The organism is Pseudobacteroides cellulosolvens ATCC 35603 = DSM 2933 (assembly GCF_001262605.1).
GTDB classification, from domain to species: domain Bacteria; phylum Bacillota; class Clostridia; order Acetivibrionales; family DSM-2933; genus Pseudobacteroides; species Pseudobacteroides cellulosolvens.
The window spans coordinates 5,532,836-5,550,162 of record NZ_LGTC01000001.1 but is presented as its reverse complement, the minus strand read 5'-3'; the positions used below and the strand labels follow the sequence as shown (position 1 = coordinate 5,550,162).

Sequence of the window (17,327 nt, the reverse complement as noted above, 5' to 3'; positions counted from 1 at the left end):
ATGGCACAAGATAAATCTTTCATAGAAGTACAATTTCCAGTTTCAAAAGTATCAAAGGAAAGCTATAAGGAAAGAAAAGCAAATTTAGGACAGACTCTTACAGGTTTGGGTAAATGGTGGGGAAGAAAACCGCTCGTACTAGTTAGAGCAGCGATTCTTGGACTTTTAATGCCCGCTTCAAATGATGCTAAAAAAGACATGGATATATTTCTTAAAATCATGACCATGGACAAAAAAGGATTATTGCATCGAAAGAGGAAACCGATATCTGTAGCTGATATTTTTGAAGTTCTTACAAATAGAGAAAAGGAAACTTACTTTGCTAGTAATACCAGTCTAAAATGGAAAAATGGCTTAACAGCCGAAGAAAAATTGGAAATTACAAATAAGGCATGGAATCGATTTACATATGATAAAAAGATTACCTATTGTGTTCGCCCGGAGGAAGTATCGAATATTGACATATCTGAATGGAAGGAAATTAATTCTCATTTAGGTACTACTGCTACCAATTTGAATGAATTGGTTGAGCAGTTAGGAATTAAGAGATTTGGACATAAGGCAGTCATTGGAGACTGCTTTTGCGGAGGTGGTTCGATTCCTTTTGAGGCAGCACGTATGGGAAATGATGTTTTTGCATCTGACTTAAACCCAATAGCAGGGCTTTTGACTTGGTCAAATCTGAATATAGCTGGAGCAAGTGAACAAATAATTAGTAACTTGCGAGAATTTCAACAAAAAGTATTTGATGCAGTTGATAAACAGATATTAGAATGGGGAATTGAAACAAATGAGAATGGAGATAGGGCAAACTCATATTTATATTGTTATGAAACGCTTTGTCCAGAATGCGGATATAGAGTTCCAATTTTACAGTCATTTATTATTGGTAAAGGGACAAAAACAATAGTTGAGTTAATTGAAAACAGTAGTCAGAAAAATTACAATTTTAAAATAATACAAAATGTGTCAAAAGAGGAATTGGAAAAGGCAAGTAAAAGAAAAACTATTGCTAATTACAAATTATGCTGTCCACATTGTGATAAAGAAACACCCATTCCAAGTATCCGTAGAGACATGGATGATGGAATTAAACGACCATTCAGATATAATACCCCAAATAGTTTGAGAAAATGGAAAAAAGAAGATTTTGCTTATGAAATGACTGATGTTTTTACCGAAAGGTTATATTGCATACGATACGAAAGCATAGAAAAAACCTCAACAAAATCGAACAGATATTACACTGCACCAACAGAGCAAGATATAAAACGTGAAGAAAAAGTTCAAGAGATATTAAGTCTTCATTTTACCAAATGGCAGGAGAATGGAATAATTCCATCAACACCAATTGAAGCTGGCTGGAATACAAATCAATTAACATATGAAAAAGGATGGACTCATTGGCATCATCTTTTTAATTCCCGACAACTTCTTACGCATGGGTTGTTTATGCAGAATATATTTGAACTTGCAAAGTCAAATGAAGAATTGGTCATAGGAATGTTAGGGGTTAATAAAATATCTGATTGGGATTCTAAGCTTAGTATTTGGGATAGCTATGCAGGATGTGAAATAATCAAGAATACATTTATGAACCAAGCGTTTAATACTCCATTTAATTATGGAACAAGAGGTTTGAGTTCAATTTCTACCTCTTGGTTTTTTAATATAAATAATTTTGAAATCCTTAATAAGTCAAAAGTAACGTTGAATGATGCAAGATTGATACAAGACAAATCCGATTTATGGATAACAGATCCACCATATGCTGACGCAGTAAACTATCATGAATTATCTGAGTTTTTTTTAGCATGGGATAAACATTTGTTAAAAAAAGCATTTCCTGACTGGTATGTTGATAGTAAAAGAGTTCTTACAGTTCGTGGTCAGGGTGAATCCTTTAAAAATGCCATGGTTGAGATTTATAAAAATCTTGCTGACAACATGCCAGATAATGGGATGCAAATTATAATGTTTACACATCAAGATGTTAGTGTTTGGGCAGATTTAGCACTCATTGTCTGGTCAGCTGGATTGCAAGTTGTTGCGGCATGGAATATAGCAACTGAAACTGAAAGTGGAGGTCTAAAAGAAGGCAACTATGTTAAAGGAACAGTTTTACTTGTTTTAAGAAAACAGCAATCTACTGAAACAGCTTATTTAGATGAACTTTATCCAGACATTGAGATAGAAGTTAAAAATCAAATAAATAGCATGCATTTATTGGATAATAAAGAGGAGCCAAATTTCTCAGATGCAGATTATATTTTAGCTGCTTATGCAGCAGCACTAAAAGTTTTAACTTCTGTAAAGCGTATAGAGGATATTGATGTAACATATGAACTTACTCAAGAGCGGAAAAAGGGTGAATTGTCATCTGTAGCAAAATTAATCGAATCAGCAAAAAAAATTGCTTATGATCAATTAATACCGTTTGAATTTGATAATTTTATTTGGCGTTCTCTTTCGCCCGATGAAAGGCTATATATAAAAGGTTTAGAAATTGAAAAGAACAATATTTATCAACTATCCAATTATCAGGAGCTTGCTCGAGGTTTTGGAGTTGCTGAATATAAGGACTTCATGGAAAATACCAGAGCAAATGCTGCAAGACTAAAAACACCTAATGAGTGGGCAAACCGAAATATTGGTGCAGAGAGTGGTTTTGCTTCATCACTATTAAGGAATGTTATGATGGCGTTGTATTTAATAGACAAAGAGGATAATGTTCAGGCAGGTAAAAACTGGCTTAAAAATGAAGTGGAAGATTATTGGAACAATAGAGAAAGGATATGCGAATTTTTAAATTACATATCCACATTTGAGCCGATTTATAACATGGAACACTGGAATAGTTCTGCAAAAGCCGCTTCAATACTCAAAGAACTTGTGGCGAATGATATGATTTAAGGATAATATAGAAACTTACAAGTGGGTGAGGTTTTGATAAATAGATTTTCTTCAAGAGTAAAAAGGCTTGACAGAGTTTTTTTAAATGAAAAATTAAAAAATGCAAAAAGTTATGATCGTATTGCCGGATTCTTTAGCTCTTCCATTCTTGAAATTGCTGGAGAGGAAATAGAGTCTATTTCTGGTACGGTTAGACTCATTTGCAATGCATGCCTTGAAAAAGATGATGTAGTAACTGCAACCGCTGCGGCAAATGCTTTACGTAAGGAATGGTGTGCAAACGAGCCAGAACAAGAATATTCCAGTAATTCACCGAGACTAAAAAAACTCTATGATTTACTAAGAAGTAAGAAGCTTATTGTAAGGGTCTTACCAAACGATGTATTTGGTTTAATTCATGGAAAAGCAGGTGTGATTACTCTGGCAGATAATCATAAAACAGCTTTTATCGGAAGTGTTAATGAGACATATTCTGGTTGGAGATTAAACTATGAAATGTTATGGGAAGACGATAGTGATGAAGCCATTAAGTGGGTGCAGGATGAGTTTGATTATTTTTGGCATCATCCATCCGCAATTCCACTCTCTGATTTTGTAGTTGAAGACATAGGACGTATCTCTGGACGTGAAGTTATTGATGATATAACAAAATGGAAAGCTGCTCCAGAGCCAGCACAGGTGGTTGTTGAATCGCCGGTGTACCGTAAGGAACTTGGTCTTTGGGAGCATCAAAAGTTTTTTGTAGATACTGTATTCCGTGACCATCAAAAAAGCTATGGAGCAAGATATGTTTTGGCAGACCAAGTGGGGCTTGGGAAGACAATTCAGCTTGCTCTATCTGCCCAACTTATGGCTTTGAGCGGCAGTAACCCCATTTTGATTATTGTTCCAAAGACATTGATTTGGCAATGGCAAGATGAGATGAAAAATCTACTTGGTATGCCTTCAGCTGTTTGGACAGGCAGAGAGTGGCAAGATGAAAATGAAATAAAATATCCGCCAATAGAGGATATAAGGAAGTGTCCTAGAAAGGTTGGAATTATTTCACAAGGTCTTATTGTAAATGGACGTGATGAATACATAGAACAACTTTTATCAATGCAGTATGAATGTGTAATAGTTGATGAATCGCACAGAGCAAGACGTAAAAATTTAGGCGAAGGGAAAGAAAATGATAAGCCACAGCCTAATAATCTGATGGACTTTCTTTTAAAGATTTCAAAAAATACACACAGTATGTTGCTTGCAACTGCGACACCAGTTCAGATGTATCCTATAGAGGCATGGGATTTGCTCTATATTTTGTCGCAAAAAAATGATGGCGTACTTGGTAGCGAGTTATCAAAGTGGCGTACAAATCCAGAAAAAGCATTAAATTTAATAATGGATAGAGAGCGTATTAATTCAAATATTGATGGGCTTCTTGAACAGTGTGAGTGGCTTCGCAATCCGTTCCCGCCAGCATCCGAAGACCCTATGAATTTTGGTGTCTTAAGAAGAAATTTAGGTCTATCGGATGATACTTTTGTTATTAAACCAGATGTATTTAGAGAAATTATAACGGGCAGAAGTCCAGATAGTCGCCGGGTTGGAAGAATATTAGAAAATGGGTTTATGCAAAACCATAATCCATTTATTCGTCATATCATTAGGAGAACAAGGGAGTTCTTGGAAAATAACAATAACCCGGAAACAGGTGAACCATATTTAAAAAAGATTGAAGTTGTTTTGATGGGAGAAGATGAAAAAGAAGCAATTAAGCTAACACCTTATTTGAAAGAGGCATATGAGTGTGCGGAGGAGTTTTGTGAACTTCTAAGTAAAAGAGTTAAAGGTGGAGGCTTTATTAAAACATTGCTCCTAAAAAGAGTTGGAAGTACTATGGTTGCCGGGCTTTCTACTGCTCAAAAGATGCTCAATTGGGGCATAGAGTCTGAATCCATATTTGATGAAGACGATGATGAATTTGAAGAAGAAACTCCGAAGAGAGGAAGAAAAAAGCAATCAGCAGAAGATGAAAAGTATAGCGAGGTTAAGGATTTAACTGAGCCTGAACGAGAATGCTTACGTAGGTTTGTAAATAAGCTTGATGCTAACAAAGATAAAGATCCAAAATATGAACTACTGCTCTCACTTCTAAAGGAGAAGAAATTCGCAGAAAAAGGATGCATCATTTTTTCTCAATACTATGATTCAGCATTATGGGTTGCAACAGAGTTATCAAATGTGTTGAAAAATACTGCTATTGGACTCTATGCAGGCGGTGACAAATCAAGAATAATAACTGATGGAATATTTAAAAAGTGTACTAAAGAGGATATAAAACGCAAAGTACGCTCACGTGAAATAAAAATCCTTATTGGTACTGATGCTGCATCGGAAGGATTAAATCTACAAACACTCGGAACCTTAATTAATCTTGACTTGCCATGGAACCCTACAAGGCTTGAGCAAAGAAAAGGTCGTATACAGCGTATTGGACAGGAAAATGATAAAGTGTTTATTTATAACATGAGATATAAAGATTCGGTTGAAGATAGAGTTCATGACATGCTGTCACAGAGGCTTCAGAATATAAGCAGTATTTTCGGGCAGCTGCCGGATGTGCTCGAAGATGTGTGGGTGCAAATAGCGTTGAACAACAAAGCTGAGGCTGAAAGAATTATTGATGAAATCCCTAAACAGCATCCTTTTGAGATTCGTTATGAGCGGCAGGCAATTGGCAATATTGACTGGGAAAGCTGTACTATGGTATTAAGTGAAAGAGAAAAATATAAAACATTATTGGAAAGTTGGAAATAAAATAAGTTATTTTTATTATGATTTACTAAGAGGCATGGAGATCGGGGTTTTTGGATGTTTTTTATCTCAAAAACCCCGATTTAACATCAACCACATTCTTAAGTTCATACCCCTTAGCGTTCATAGAAGCCACTTTCAAAGCCACCAGGTTTATATCCGTACAAAAAACCTGAGCAATCTGGTGTATATCATACCCCTCTTTTGCATAGGAAAAAACTTCATCATCTGGAAGAAGTATCTCTGCTGCAAATAAGTTGGCTTCATATTCAGGTCGGCTTTTCATGTCATATAAAACAAATTCCTGCAAGCAAATATTTTTTGCTAAATCTCTATGTAGGAGGTCATGACCTAATTCATGTGCACATACCAGCCTTCTTGTGCGTTCATCAAGACTTTCATTAATTACTGCAAAACGGTTACGCTTAATATATTTATACATACCTTTGAGGCTTCCTAAATCAGCGAAAAAAACTTCGACTCCGGTAGATTTACACAATTCAAATGGATCTCGTGTATCAAACCTTTTTATAATATTACTTGCCATAGCCTGAATATTCTCTTTGTTGGTCATGTTCTCACCCCCTGATGCAATGCCAATATTCTCACCAATAAAGTGTACCATGAAAAATAAAATAAATCATTCCTTTGTTTTATGAGAATTTTTTTTAGGTGAATATTTCTTGTTATTATCTTTAGCCCTCCAATACATTTCTGTAATCGCTCGAAAAACCTTATCCTTATCTTCCTCATTTAATTCTCCACCTGCAAATAACCCACCAACTTCTTCAACCAATTTCTTTGCATCTTTCTTTCCACGGGTACCGTACTTGGCTGTAGCTTCTTGGACAAAATTGTCCTTATCAGACATTAAATCTTCAATTGTTGTATCTAAAGCCTTGCAAAGTTTATTTAATATAGCTACATCTTTTGGATAACGTTTATTACTTTCATAGTTTTGAATAGAACGCAAAGATAATCCAGCATTACTTGCTAACTCTTGTTGGCTCATTCCTGCCAAGGTCCTCAATTCTTTAATTTTATCACCAAACAACATAATATTGGCTCCTTCCTAAGATATAACTTTTAATATGCAATATCGTACACAAAAACCATATTGACAGACGAACAAACGTTCATGTATAATATGGTATATGATATATGCAACAACGTTCGTATTAAATATAACATTTTTACGAAACGAATGTCAATAAGAATCTCGAGGAGGACAAGATATGCGTAAGGAAAGCAGAGTAATGAAACAATGTACACTTTTATATAAAGGATTGAATATTGATCGTTTGGCAGTATTACATAAGACAAAATTGCTTTTGGAAATATACCGTCCTGTTGTGTGGTCAACACAAAACAGACTTAATGAAGTATGTGAGACTACTGCATGTTATTGGAGCAAAAATTTAGAACATGCATTAGACTATCTTGAAAATTTTGCACCCGAAATCGAAAGAGATAAGTTTAATCAGAAGGTGCACTCTTTGTTTGAAACACATTGGCTGATATCGATGATAGATTCAGCAATGAGCAAAATTTATGAGTATCCTGATAATGGCAAGCTGTACCATGAAATACTGGTTAAGCAGTACATGACAGTTATAAAGTATTCAGAGCAGGAAATGTTGGAACTATTAAATATGGAGCGTAGTACTTATTATGATAAAAAAAGAGAAGCGATTGACCTTTTTGCAATTTGCTTATGGGGTTATACCATTCCGACATTAAAAGGAATCATTGTTGGTCAAGAAGGTGAAGGCATACCAAGTTTTTTCTATCAATCCGTGGACCCCGACTAAATTCCAACTAAGCCCCGAGCATATTCCTACTGTTTCCAAACTTACAAGCTGATATACTGGCTATGCTGGTGGATTATGTCATAAATTTAATGATATCAGTATCCTCAAACTCTATAAGGGTGTTTGGGGATTTTTTTATGCATTAATTCAAAGTAAATATAAGGCTAATGAGGCTGGATGTGATTGATTTCACTTCCGGCTTTTTTTATGCCCGAAATCAGGAGTCGGCAGTATGAAAAGATGGGAGCCATACAACACCCATTATCCGTGATTTCCAAATTTTGTTTAGAGCTATCAAGACAAAAATTTGGAGGTTTTAAGATGGATAATGAAAAGAAATTTTATTTAAGGGTAGGTCAAAATGCAGAAGAGGTTTCAGAGGAGATTTATAAAGAGTACTACAAAATGAGAAGGAGAGAGCGATATCTGGAAGAGCGGGATATAGCACATGGGCAGTTCTTATATTCACAGTTTGACAATGTTTATGAAGACATTTTAGGTGAAGAACTGCTGAAAGACAGTACTAAAGAAGATGTTTGTGATTCCGTTGTTACAAAGGTAATGATAGAAAAACTAAGAAAAAGCCTGAAGCTTCTTAATGATGAAGAACTGGAATTAATAATTGACTTGTTCTATAAAGAAAAAAGCCAACGTCAATTATCAAGGGAAATTGGTATTCCGTTGATGACAATAAACAGTAGAAAGGATTGCATTTTAAAAAAACTCAAAAAACATTTGGAAAATTAATAAATTATTTCGTACACCCCCCTCACTTTTTCGGCTTAAAAGTGAGGGGGATTTTTTGTCCTTCTTATGCTCCTTGAAAACTGAAGACACTGTATATCAGGACAACTACCTTTGCCACCATAAGGGAAGCAACAAAAAGCGGATCGCCATGACCTTTATTAAAAGAGAGCGAAATCATCCGGCTAAAAATAGTCTTTGGAAGGACTAATTGCGATGACAGGTAAAGGGATAGATAATGATACTTCTGCCTTGAACGCCTCACCGCATTGGGCAGCCTGCAATGAATGACAGGATAACGCTCATTTGGTTTGAGAACTTATAACCATGTCAGCTTATATGATGCTATTTCCAATAGCAACTTGATATACCCCCTTAGTTATCAGGGATGTTGAGAACAAATATGATACAAAAATTCTAATGTTAAATTTATATATTTGACAGCAGATACTGTGGTGGACTTATAAAGATTATGGCCCACCACAGCAATGTGCTGTCAAGTGTTAGAAACGAAGGAGAGAATAAGGATGTTTGAAATAAATACAAGTGATGAAGCATTAATGCTATCATACTTTGAAAATCACAGAGATAAAAAGGTTTATAGATACCTTTTTACATTTGACACAAGCTATATATTCGTAGTTAAAGAGAACAAAAGTATTAACAATTATTTTGTCATCTGCATGGATAAGGATTCGATGGTTCCATTACTAAAAAGTAAAAAGGTTTATACAGATGAGTATAAAGATAAATTGATATATAAATTTATTGCAACATCAGACTATCAAGTAACACTTCCGGAAAACCCCAATACCTTGATTGAATATATTTTCAGGAAATTATTGCCGGAAAATGGCTTTAAAATAAGGGAAGAGCAAATTGAACTTTCTATAAATATGTATGCAGGAATTAAAAACAACTGTATTTCAATATGTGAAGCAGAAGTTGGAACTGGGAAAACTTATGCGTATATTGTAGCTGCTGTAGTCTATGCATTATATGAAAGGCAAAGTAAAGAATGTACAGGCAAAGAAGATTCCATACCATGTGTAATCTCTACATCCAGTATTGATTTACAGAATGCCATTATCAATAATTACGTTCCGACTTTATCAGAAATATTATATAAAAACAGAGTTATAAATCGTCCGCTAAGTGCAGTATTAAGAAAAGGTAAAGAGCATTACTTTTGTAAAATTAGGTATGAACGGCTGGTAGAATACTTAAATAGTAGTAAAAAGGCCGTTGATAGAGATTTGTTAGAAAAGCTTAATGCACCTGATCTTGGGAACTCAATTGACTTGGATGAAAGAAAAGGATTAAAAAACCATATTGTACAGAAAATTAATGTTCCAAAAAATTGTGAAAAAAGCTGTCCTAGATTTAAGGAATGTGAGTACATTAAATACATGGAATATGTAAAAGCATCTTTTCATGATTTTCAGGTATGTAACCACAATTATTATCTAGCTGATGCAGTCAAAAGATCAAAAGGAAGGCACACTCTGATTCCTGAACATTCAATTGAAATTATAGATGAAGCCCATAAGTTGATGGATGCAGCCATACAAATCCTTGGTAAAAGCTTTTCAGGTGAAGATATAACAATAATGACGAATATGATTCGGAGTAATCTGAAAGGTAAAAAAGCATTTTTAAACTCAGCAAAACTCAAGCTGGAAAGATTATGCGTATTGAGGACAAGATTTTTTAGAAGCCTGCTTTCAAACATTAATAGAGAACTTATCAATGATGACGTATCTAAAATAGGAGTTACAATAGGCCATAATGAAAAAGAAATCCTAGTTGAAATGCTTTTACAAATAAGCAATATAAAAGGCTATTGCTATTCCTTTATTTCTAAAAGCAGGGAATTGGAAATGATGGTTTTAGAAATAGAGCAGCAGCTTGACAAGATATTAAAAACAAATGATATCTTATATTGGCTTGAGAATCCCAGAAGTGAAAATCTTGTAGCAATTTGTGGGATTCCCATTGATTTGGAGTATCAGTTATATCAAGTGTTATGGAAAAATGGGATTCCTAAAATTGTTACATCAGGAACATTGTCTGATGATATTGGATTTGATTATTTTAAACGTAATACCGGGATAAATTTAATAACATCAAGCAGTACAAGTGAAATAAGTTATTTATCACCATTTAATTATAATAAAAATGCATTGCTATATATAAGTGAAAGAGTGCCGTTCCCGAACAAACAATGTGAAGAATACATAAAAGCTGTAGCAGAGGAAATCACAAACCTTATTAATGCAACATGGGGACATACTGTTATTTTATTTACATCATATACATTGCTATCAAAGGTTTATGAGTTGGCCCGGAGTAAAATTAAATACCCTCTTTTAAAAATGGACAAAAGTCAGAAGAACATCGTAGAAGCTTTTAAAAATAGCGGAAACGGTGTTCTTTTTGCTACAGGCTCTTTTTGGGAAGGAGTGGATTGTCCTGGTGATATTTTATCATCTCTGATTATTGTGAATTTACCGTTTCCTACACCTAATCCAATTGGAGAGTACAAAAAAGAACAGTCTGATTCTATTGAAGAATTTATTGATGCCATAGTGTTTCCAGAAATGCTAATCAAATTGAAGCAGGGCATGGGAAGATTGATTCGATGTGAAACAGATACCGGGGTTATAGCAATCCTTGATTTTAGGATTAGTAAAAATGGCAAGTACAGAAAAAGAGTTTTGAAAGCTTTAGCTCAGTATGAAGTAACAGATTCAATTGATGATGTGAGGGCTTTTATTAGAAAAGTGAAGGAAGAAGATTATTTCAAAAAATGATTTTTAAAATTGCATTATTTGGAAAGGAGTCAATATGAACACTGAAATCATGTTTAGCAGTAAATCAGATGAGTGGGAAACTCCACAGCAGTTTTTTGACAAGCTTCACAAAGAGTTCAATTTTCAACTAGATGTTTGTGCTACTGCTGAAAATGCTAAGTGTGACAAGTATTATACCAAAATTGATGATGGATTATCACAATCTTGGCATCATTGGGCACAGCGATGTTGGATGAATCCGCCATACGGCAGAAATATAGATAAATGGATAAAAAAAGCCTTTGATGAATCACAAGAAGGTGCAACCGTAGTTTGTCTTATTCCAGCAAGAACAGATACAAAATATTGGCATACATACTGTATGAAAGCACATGAAATAAGATTTGTAAAAGGTAGGCTGAAATTCAGTAATTCAAAGGACTGTGCACCATTTCCGTCAGCTATTGTAGTATTTAAGCCTACTTTAAAACAACTGAAGGTTTCATCATATTAAAGAAATGAATAAATCTTATATAACACAGGGAGATAGACAAAGAAGAATTTGTCCGTCTCCTTTTTTTGTTGAAACGATATGTCCTGGTTTTATTGTGAGGAGGTCTCTTATGGACAATACATTAAAATATGCAATGAAATTAGCATTTTTAAACCAACTATATGGTAAAAAGCTAATTACTGATAAAGAGTACAATGTTATTAAATCAGATTTGATGAAGAAACATAAAATTGTATCCGAGCAATAGTTGTTGAAATGTATTCTAAACTTTAGTATAATTAGTACTGAATAAGAATACAAAAAGGGGAACTTAAAATGGCAGAAGTAAAAGTGATACAAGCAAATCCAAATAGAATAAATAGAAATACCTCAAAAATTATTGAGAGAATTCGTGTGGCTGCTTATTGTAGAGTAAGCACAGATTCTGAAGAACAGTTAACAAGTTATAATTCACAAGTAATGCACTATAAATCCATGGTTGAGTCTGAGCCGGAATGGGAGCTCGTTGATATATATGCAGATGAAGGCATCAGTGGAACTCAGACTGATAAAAGAGTAGAGTTTCAAAGAATGATTAATGATGCAGTTGCGGGAAGAATTGATTTAATCATAACCAAATCTATATCAAGGTTTGCACGTAATACATTGGACACATTAAAATATGTACGGTTATTAAAGGACTATAATGTAGCCATTCTTTTTGAAAAGGAAAACATTAATACATTGACTATGAATGGTGAAATGCTATTGGTGATATTAAGCTCATTAGCACAACAAGAAAGTGAATCCATTTCTGCCAATGTAAAAATGGGTTTGAAGATGAAAATGAAAAGAGGAGAGCTGGTTGGTTTTCATGGATGTCTGGGATATGACTATAATCCGATTGATAAAACACTCTCTGTTAATGAGGAAGAAGCAGAAATTGTAAGATACATTTTTAGAAGATATGTTGAAGGTGCCGGGGCTTTTGTAATAGCCAAAGAACTTACAAAACTTAATTATAAAACCAAAAAGGGTAATACCAAATGGAATGAAAGTGCCGTGAGAGGAATTATTAAGAACGAAAAATATAAGGGTGACATATTACTTGGAAAGACATTTACTGTTGACCCTTTAACACATAGAAGATTAGAAAATATGGGGGAAGAAGAAAAGTACTACATAAGCAAAAATCATGAACCTATAATTTCTGAAGAATTATTTGAAGAAGCACAAAAAATATTGCAGGTTCGAAGCAGCAAGCATAATAATAAAGGTAGAACAGATAAGTTTAGCAAAAAGTATTCATTTAGTAGTATAATAAAATGTGGCTTCTGCGGAAAAACTGCTGTTAGGAGAACCTGGCATAGCAAGTCAATTCATGAAAAGCATGTGTGGAGTTGTATGACATCTGTGAAGGAAGGGAAAAAATACTGCCCTGACAGTAAAGGGATAGATGAAAAAGAAATTGAAAAAGCATTTATAGATTCCTTTAATATGTTATGCAGCAAAAATAGAAATGTAATAGAAGAATTCTTGGTTGAAATGGAAGAGTCTTTAAGTAACTTGGATATTGCAAAAGAATTGAAACGTGTACAAAGAGAAATTGATTCAATTGAGAATAAATTAAGTAAGATTGTTGATATGAGAGTTGATGAGGTTATTGATAAGGATACTTATGAAGCAAAATATATAGAGCTTTCCGGTAAATTGGAAAAGTTGAAAAGTGAAAGAGTTGATCTTCAAGTATCTGTAGATGAAAAAACTGACCTCAAGAAAAGGATGAAGGCTTTTAGAGAATTATATGAAAAAAATGAACAATTAACTGAATTTGATAGACATGTTTTTGAAAGCGTAGTTGAGGAAGTTATTTTAGGTAAAGTTGATGAAAAAGGAAATAAGAAACCCTATTTTATTACTTTTGTATTCAAAACAGGATTTAAAATAGAAGCAGATGGTCAAAAGAAAAAAGAAAATTCAAAAGGTAAAAAGTCTGGTGTTCCTTCTGAAACAAATAGTGAGAATATGTGTTCTTATTCCGCAGACGACACACGTGGAGTGCGTGGCATTGATAACAAGGGTTTAGAATGGGGTGTCTGGAAAGGCTTGATATAAGCCTTTTGTGTGTTTTTGCGTTTGAAAATAGGAATATTAAAAATGTGATTTTTTTACTTCGTGGGAACAGATATTTTACCAGAAAAATGGGGAGAGGGTGCTGTTCCCCCCTACCAAAAATAATTTTTATGGAGAATATTGCATTTGTATAACAGGAATGTAATGGAGGTAAAGTCTAAATAAAGGAGAAAGAGCAGAATGGAATTTATAGAAATTATAAAAGCGATTATTTTAGGAATTGTAGAAGGTATTACAGAGTGGCTTCCTATCAGCAGCACAGGACATATGATTTTAGCAGATGAATTTATAAAGCTAAATGTTAACGATGCTTTTAAAGAAATGTTTTTGGTAGTAATTCAACTTGGAGCAATTATGGCTGTAGTTCTTCTATATTTCAACAAATTAAATCCGTTTTCAACTAAAAAGACTATAAAAGAAAAGAAAGATACAGTTTCAATTTGGCTCAAGGTATTAATTGGTGTAATCCCCGCCGGTGTATTGGGTGTAGTATTTGATGATTGGCTGGATGAGCATTTTTACAATTATGGTACAGTTTCGATCACGTTAATTATATATGGAATACTTTTTATTCTTATTGAAAATAGAAATAAAAATAAAACAACAACAGTAACGGATTTTTCAGACTTGTCTTATAAAGCTTCGTTTGGAATAGGCGTATTTCAAGTGTTGAGCTTAATACCGGGAACTTCACGTTCGGGAGCAACTATTCTTGGAGGTATATTGTTGGGGTCCTCTAGACATATTGCTGCGGAGTACTCATTCTTTATGTCTATTCCTATAATGTTTGGTGCCAGCACATTAAAGATTATAAAATTCGGGTTTAATTTTACCGGAATGGAAGTAGCTGTATTGTTAAGTGGAATGATAGTGGCTTTTGTGGTTTCTATAATAGCAATTAAATTTTTAATGCGATATATTAGAAATAATGATTTTAAAGCTTTTGGCTGGTACAGAATTGTTCTAGGCATCCTCATTTTATTATATTTCTTAATTATAAAGTGAAAATAAAAATCACTTAGGAATGGATTAAAAATTGACTTGTTTACCACAATATGATAAAGTATACAACGGAAAACAAAGCCATGAAGGCTTTATAATTAAGCTGCTATTAAACACAAAATCAAACCACGAAGGGATGCCGTAAGGAACGGCTCTTTTCGTGGTTTTTTATTTTTTAATCAAAAGGGGAAGAGAATATGTGCAAACCACTTACAAATTGGGAAAGATGTGTTGAATTTCATGGACATGAGTGTCCTGGACTTGCAATGGGCTTTAAAGCCTGTGAGGCTGCTATGGAAAAAATGGGGCTTACATTTTCGAAGGATGAGGAGGTTGTATGTGTCACAGAAAATGACGCCTGCGGCGTAGATGCAGTACAGGTATTGACAGGATGTACCTTCGGTAAGGGAAATCTTCTTTACAAAGGAACAGGAAAAATGGCATTCAGTTTTTTTAACCGTAAAGATGGGGAAAGCCTTAGAATGATTGTAAAGCCTTTTACGGGTGAAATGGATCGCCAGCAACGTCAGAATTATATATTGAATTCGTCAGTGAATGAAGTCTTCAATTTCAGCAAACCAACCTTCGAATTGCCTGAAAAAGGAAGGCTGTTTACTACTATTGTATGTGAAATTTGCGGCGAGGGTGCACCTGAGCACAAGATGAGAATTAACGATGGGAAAAAAGTATGTCTTGACTGCTTTAAAGACTATTTTAGAGGTTGGTAGACAATTAAGGAGGATTGGATAATTTGTGAATCATGAGAAAACAACAGTAAACGGGAATGGCCGGACTGTTATGTACAATAAATATACATTAAGAAAAAGAGGCGTAGTAATAATGCTTTTTATTCTTATTATAATAGCTTCAATATTTGCAATAAATGCAGGATCGACAAATTTGAACGTGTTTCAGGTAATACAGGCATTCATGGGTAATGGGACAGAAGTGTCTGATGTTGTTATATGGCAGATTCGGTTGCCAAGAGTCTTAGCTGCAATTATTGCCGGTGCTGGTTTATCAGTGGCAGGGTGTATAATGCAGAACAATCTCAGAAATCCGCTGGCATCACCATCAACATTGGGTATATCCAATGCAGCAGCCTTTGGAGCAAACCTGGCAATCATCGTATTCGGGACAGGAAGCATTCAGAGTACAGGGACTGATGCTGTTATTATCAATAATCCATATCTAGTGACGGTTTCTGCATTTGTCTGGGCTATGATAGGTACTGTCATAATTTTGATGTTAGGGAGGTTTAGAGGCTTTTCTCCTGAGGCTATGGTATTGGCGGGTGTTGCCCTAAGCTCTTTGTTTTCTGCAGGAACCATACTCATCCAGTATTTTGCCCAGGATATTCAAATTGCGGCAGCGGTTTTCTGGACTTTTGGAGACCTTGGAAGGGCATCATGGAGGGAAGTTGCAATTCTAGCAAGTGTTATATTTTTGGCAATCGTATATTTCATATTGAGAAGATGGGATTATAACGCACTGGATAGTGGTGAAGAAACAGCAAAAAGCCTCGGAGTTCATGTTGAAAATGTTAGAATGGGAGGAATGTTTATTTCATCACTTATCACTGCCGTAGCGGTTTCATTCCTCGGCATAATAGGTTTTATCGGGCTGATTGGTCCTCAAATTATTAGAAGGATTGTAGGTGTAGATTATCGTTTTCTGATTCCAGCATCAGCACTTACCGGATCGCTGCTGCTATTGGTTTCAGATACTCTTGCAAGGAGCGTGGTTTCCCCTGTGGTGCTTCCAGTAGGAGCGATAACTTCGTTTTTTGGTGCACCATTGTTTCTCTATCTGCTGGTAAGGGGGTATAAGAAAAAATGATTCTATCGGTCAAAGACTTGGCATTCGATTATCCGAGCCGTTCAGTAATAAAAAATATAGGCTTTTCAATTGAAAAAGGGGATTTTCTTGCAGTACTTGGCGTTAACGGTGCTGGAAAATCGACTCTTTTAAAGTGCATAAACAGAGTATTAAAACCGCATAAGGGTGCTGTATATATAGAAAACTATGAAGCTTTCAAGCTCAGCAGGAGGGAACTTGCAAAAAGAATCGGTTATGTTGCTCAGAACAATGAAAACACCAGAACTACTGTATTTGATGCAGTGCTGCTTGGGAGAAAACCATACATCCAATGGGAGGCATCAAAAAATGACCTGGAGATTGCACATGGTGTACTGCAGGCACTTGACCTTACGGAGTATGCTCTCAGGTATCTGAATGAACTGAGCGGGGGAGAACAGCAAAAAGTAGTGATTGCAAGAGCATTGGCACAAAAACCAGAACTGCTCCTGTTGGATGAACCGACAAGCAGCCTGGATTTAAAAAATCAACTTGAGGTTGCCAAAATAATAAAAAAAGTTGTCAAAGAGCAGCAAATGGCAGCAATAGTAACAATGCATGATCTGAATTTGGCTATACGCTTTGCCGATAAATTCCTGCTCATAAAAGACGGGGAAATTTATGCGGCAGGTGGAATTGAGGTAATGACACCTGAAAACATAGAAAATGTTTATTCTGTGACCGTAAGTATAAGTAAAATCGGGGATGTTCCCATTGTAATACCTGTATAGCATGATTGTATTTTAATATAAACTTAATATGTAAAATTGGGGGTGTATAGGA

General features: G+C 34.9%; 14 protein-coding genes. 12 read left to right on the top strand and 2 right to left on the bottom strand.

Features of this window, described 5'->3' with window-relative positions; genetic code table 11:
- A complete protein-coding gene (locus Bccel_RS23005) occupies positions 1-2,913 on the top strand; it encodes an anti-phage-associated DUF1156 domain-containing protein (protein WP_036935480.1) in 2,913 nt (970 codons plus the stop codon).
- Between the two features lie 33 nt (positions 2,914-2,946).
- Positions 2,947-5,715 carry a phospholipase D-like domain-containing anti-phage protein gene (locus tag Bccel_RS23000; protein WP_036935482.1) on the top strand — a complete coding sequence of 923 codons (2,769 nt, stop codon included), beginning with the start codon at positions 2,947-2,949 and terminating at the stop codon, positions 5,713-5,715.
- A 61-nt stretch (positions 5,716-5,776) separates the two neighbouring features.
- Here Bccel_RS23000 and Bccel_RS22995 read toward each other — a convergent pair whose 3' ends face one another.
- The gene (locus Bccel_RS22995) at positions 5,777-6,286 is read right to left on the bottom strand and encodes an ImmA/IrrE family metallo-endopeptidase (protein ID WP_036935484.1); all 510 of its coding nucleotides are present in this window, start codon (positions 6,284-6,286) and stop codon (positions 5,777-5,779) included.
- 66 nt (positions 6,287-6,352) lie between these two features.
- A complete protein-coding gene (locus Bccel_RS22990) occupies positions 6,353-6,769 on the bottom strand; it encodes a helix-turn-helix domain-containing protein (protein ID WP_036935486.1) in 417 nt (138 codons plus the stop codon).
- Positions 6,770-6,947: 178 nt separating this feature from the next.
- Between Bccel_RS22990 and Bccel_RS22985 the strand changes: the two genes are divergently transcribed.
- The 10 genes from Bccel_RS22985 to Bccel_RS22940 all read left to right on the top strand — a co-directional run bounded on the left by Bccel_RS22985 (position 6,948) and on the right by Bccel_RS22940 (position 17,275).
- Positions 6,948-7,523: a hypothetical protein gene (locus Bccel_RS22985; RefSeq protein WP_036935488.1), complete on the top strand. Its 576-nt coding sequence runs from the start codon at positions 6,948-6,950 to the stop codon at positions 7,521-7,523.
- Between the two features lie 321 nt (positions 7,524-7,844).
- A complete protein-coding gene (locus tag Bccel_RS22980) occupies positions 7,845-8,270 on the top strand; it encodes a sigma factor-like helix-turn-helix DNA-binding protein (RefSeq protein WP_036935490.1) in 426 nt (141 codons plus the stop codon).
- A 524-nt stretch (positions 8,271-8,794) separates the two neighbouring features.
- Complete coding sequence (locus Bccel_RS22975) at positions 8,795-11,080, top strand: ATP-dependent DNA helicase (protein ID WP_036935492.1); 2,286 nt, start codon at positions 8,795-8,797, stop codon at positions 11,078-11,080.
- A 34-nt stretch (positions 11,081-11,114) separates the two neighbouring features.
- Positions 11,115-11,573, top strand: a complete 459-nt coding sequence (locus tag Bccel_RS22970) for a DNA N-6-adenine-methyltransferase (RefSeq protein WP_036935494.1) — start codon at positions 11,115-11,117, stop codon at positions 11,571-11,573.
- Positions 11,574-11,682: 109 nt separating this feature from the next.
- Positions 11,683-11,820: an SHOCT domain-containing protein gene (locus Bccel_RS22965; protein WP_036935496.1), complete on the top strand. Its 138-nt coding sequence runs from the start codon at positions 11,683-11,685 to the stop codon at positions 11,818-11,820.
- A gap of 68 nt (positions 11,821-11,888) precedes the next feature.
- The gene (locus Bccel_RS22960; protein WP_050753760.1) at positions 11,889-13,667 is read left to right on the top strand and encodes a recombinase family protein; all 1,779 of its coding nucleotides are present in this window, start codon (positions 11,889-11,891) and stop codon (positions 13,665-13,667) included.
- A gap of 198 nt (positions 13,668-13,865) precedes the next feature.
- Positions 13,866-14,690, top strand: coding sequence for an undecaprenyl-diphosphate phosphatase (locus Bccel_RS22955; protein ID WP_036935498.1), 825 nt, complete (start codon positions 13,866-13,868; stop codon positions 14,688-14,690).
- A 194-nt stretch (positions 14,691-14,884) separates the two neighbouring features.
- Positions 14,885-15,415, top strand: coding sequence for an FmdE family protein (locus Bccel_RS22950; protein ID WP_036935500.1), 531 nt, complete (start codon positions 14,885-14,887; stop codon positions 15,413-15,415).
- Positions 15,416-15,485: 70 nt separating this feature from the next.
- On the top strand, positions 15,486-16,526 hold the full coding sequence (locus Bccel_RS22945) for a FecCD family ABC transporter permease (RefSeq protein WP_036935967.1): 1,041 nt from the start codon (positions 15,486-15,488) through the stop codon (positions 16,524-16,526).
- Positions 16,523-17,275 (top strand): ABC transporter ATP-binding protein, encoded by a 753-nt coding sequence (locus Bccel_RS22940; RefSeq protein WP_036935502.1) that lies wholly within the window; start codon positions 16,523-16,525, stop codon positions 17,273-17,275. The genes Bccel_RS22945 and Bccel_RS22940 overlap by 4 nt, the downstream gene beginning before the upstream one ends.
- Positions 17,276-17,327 lie beyond the last annotated feature (52 nt).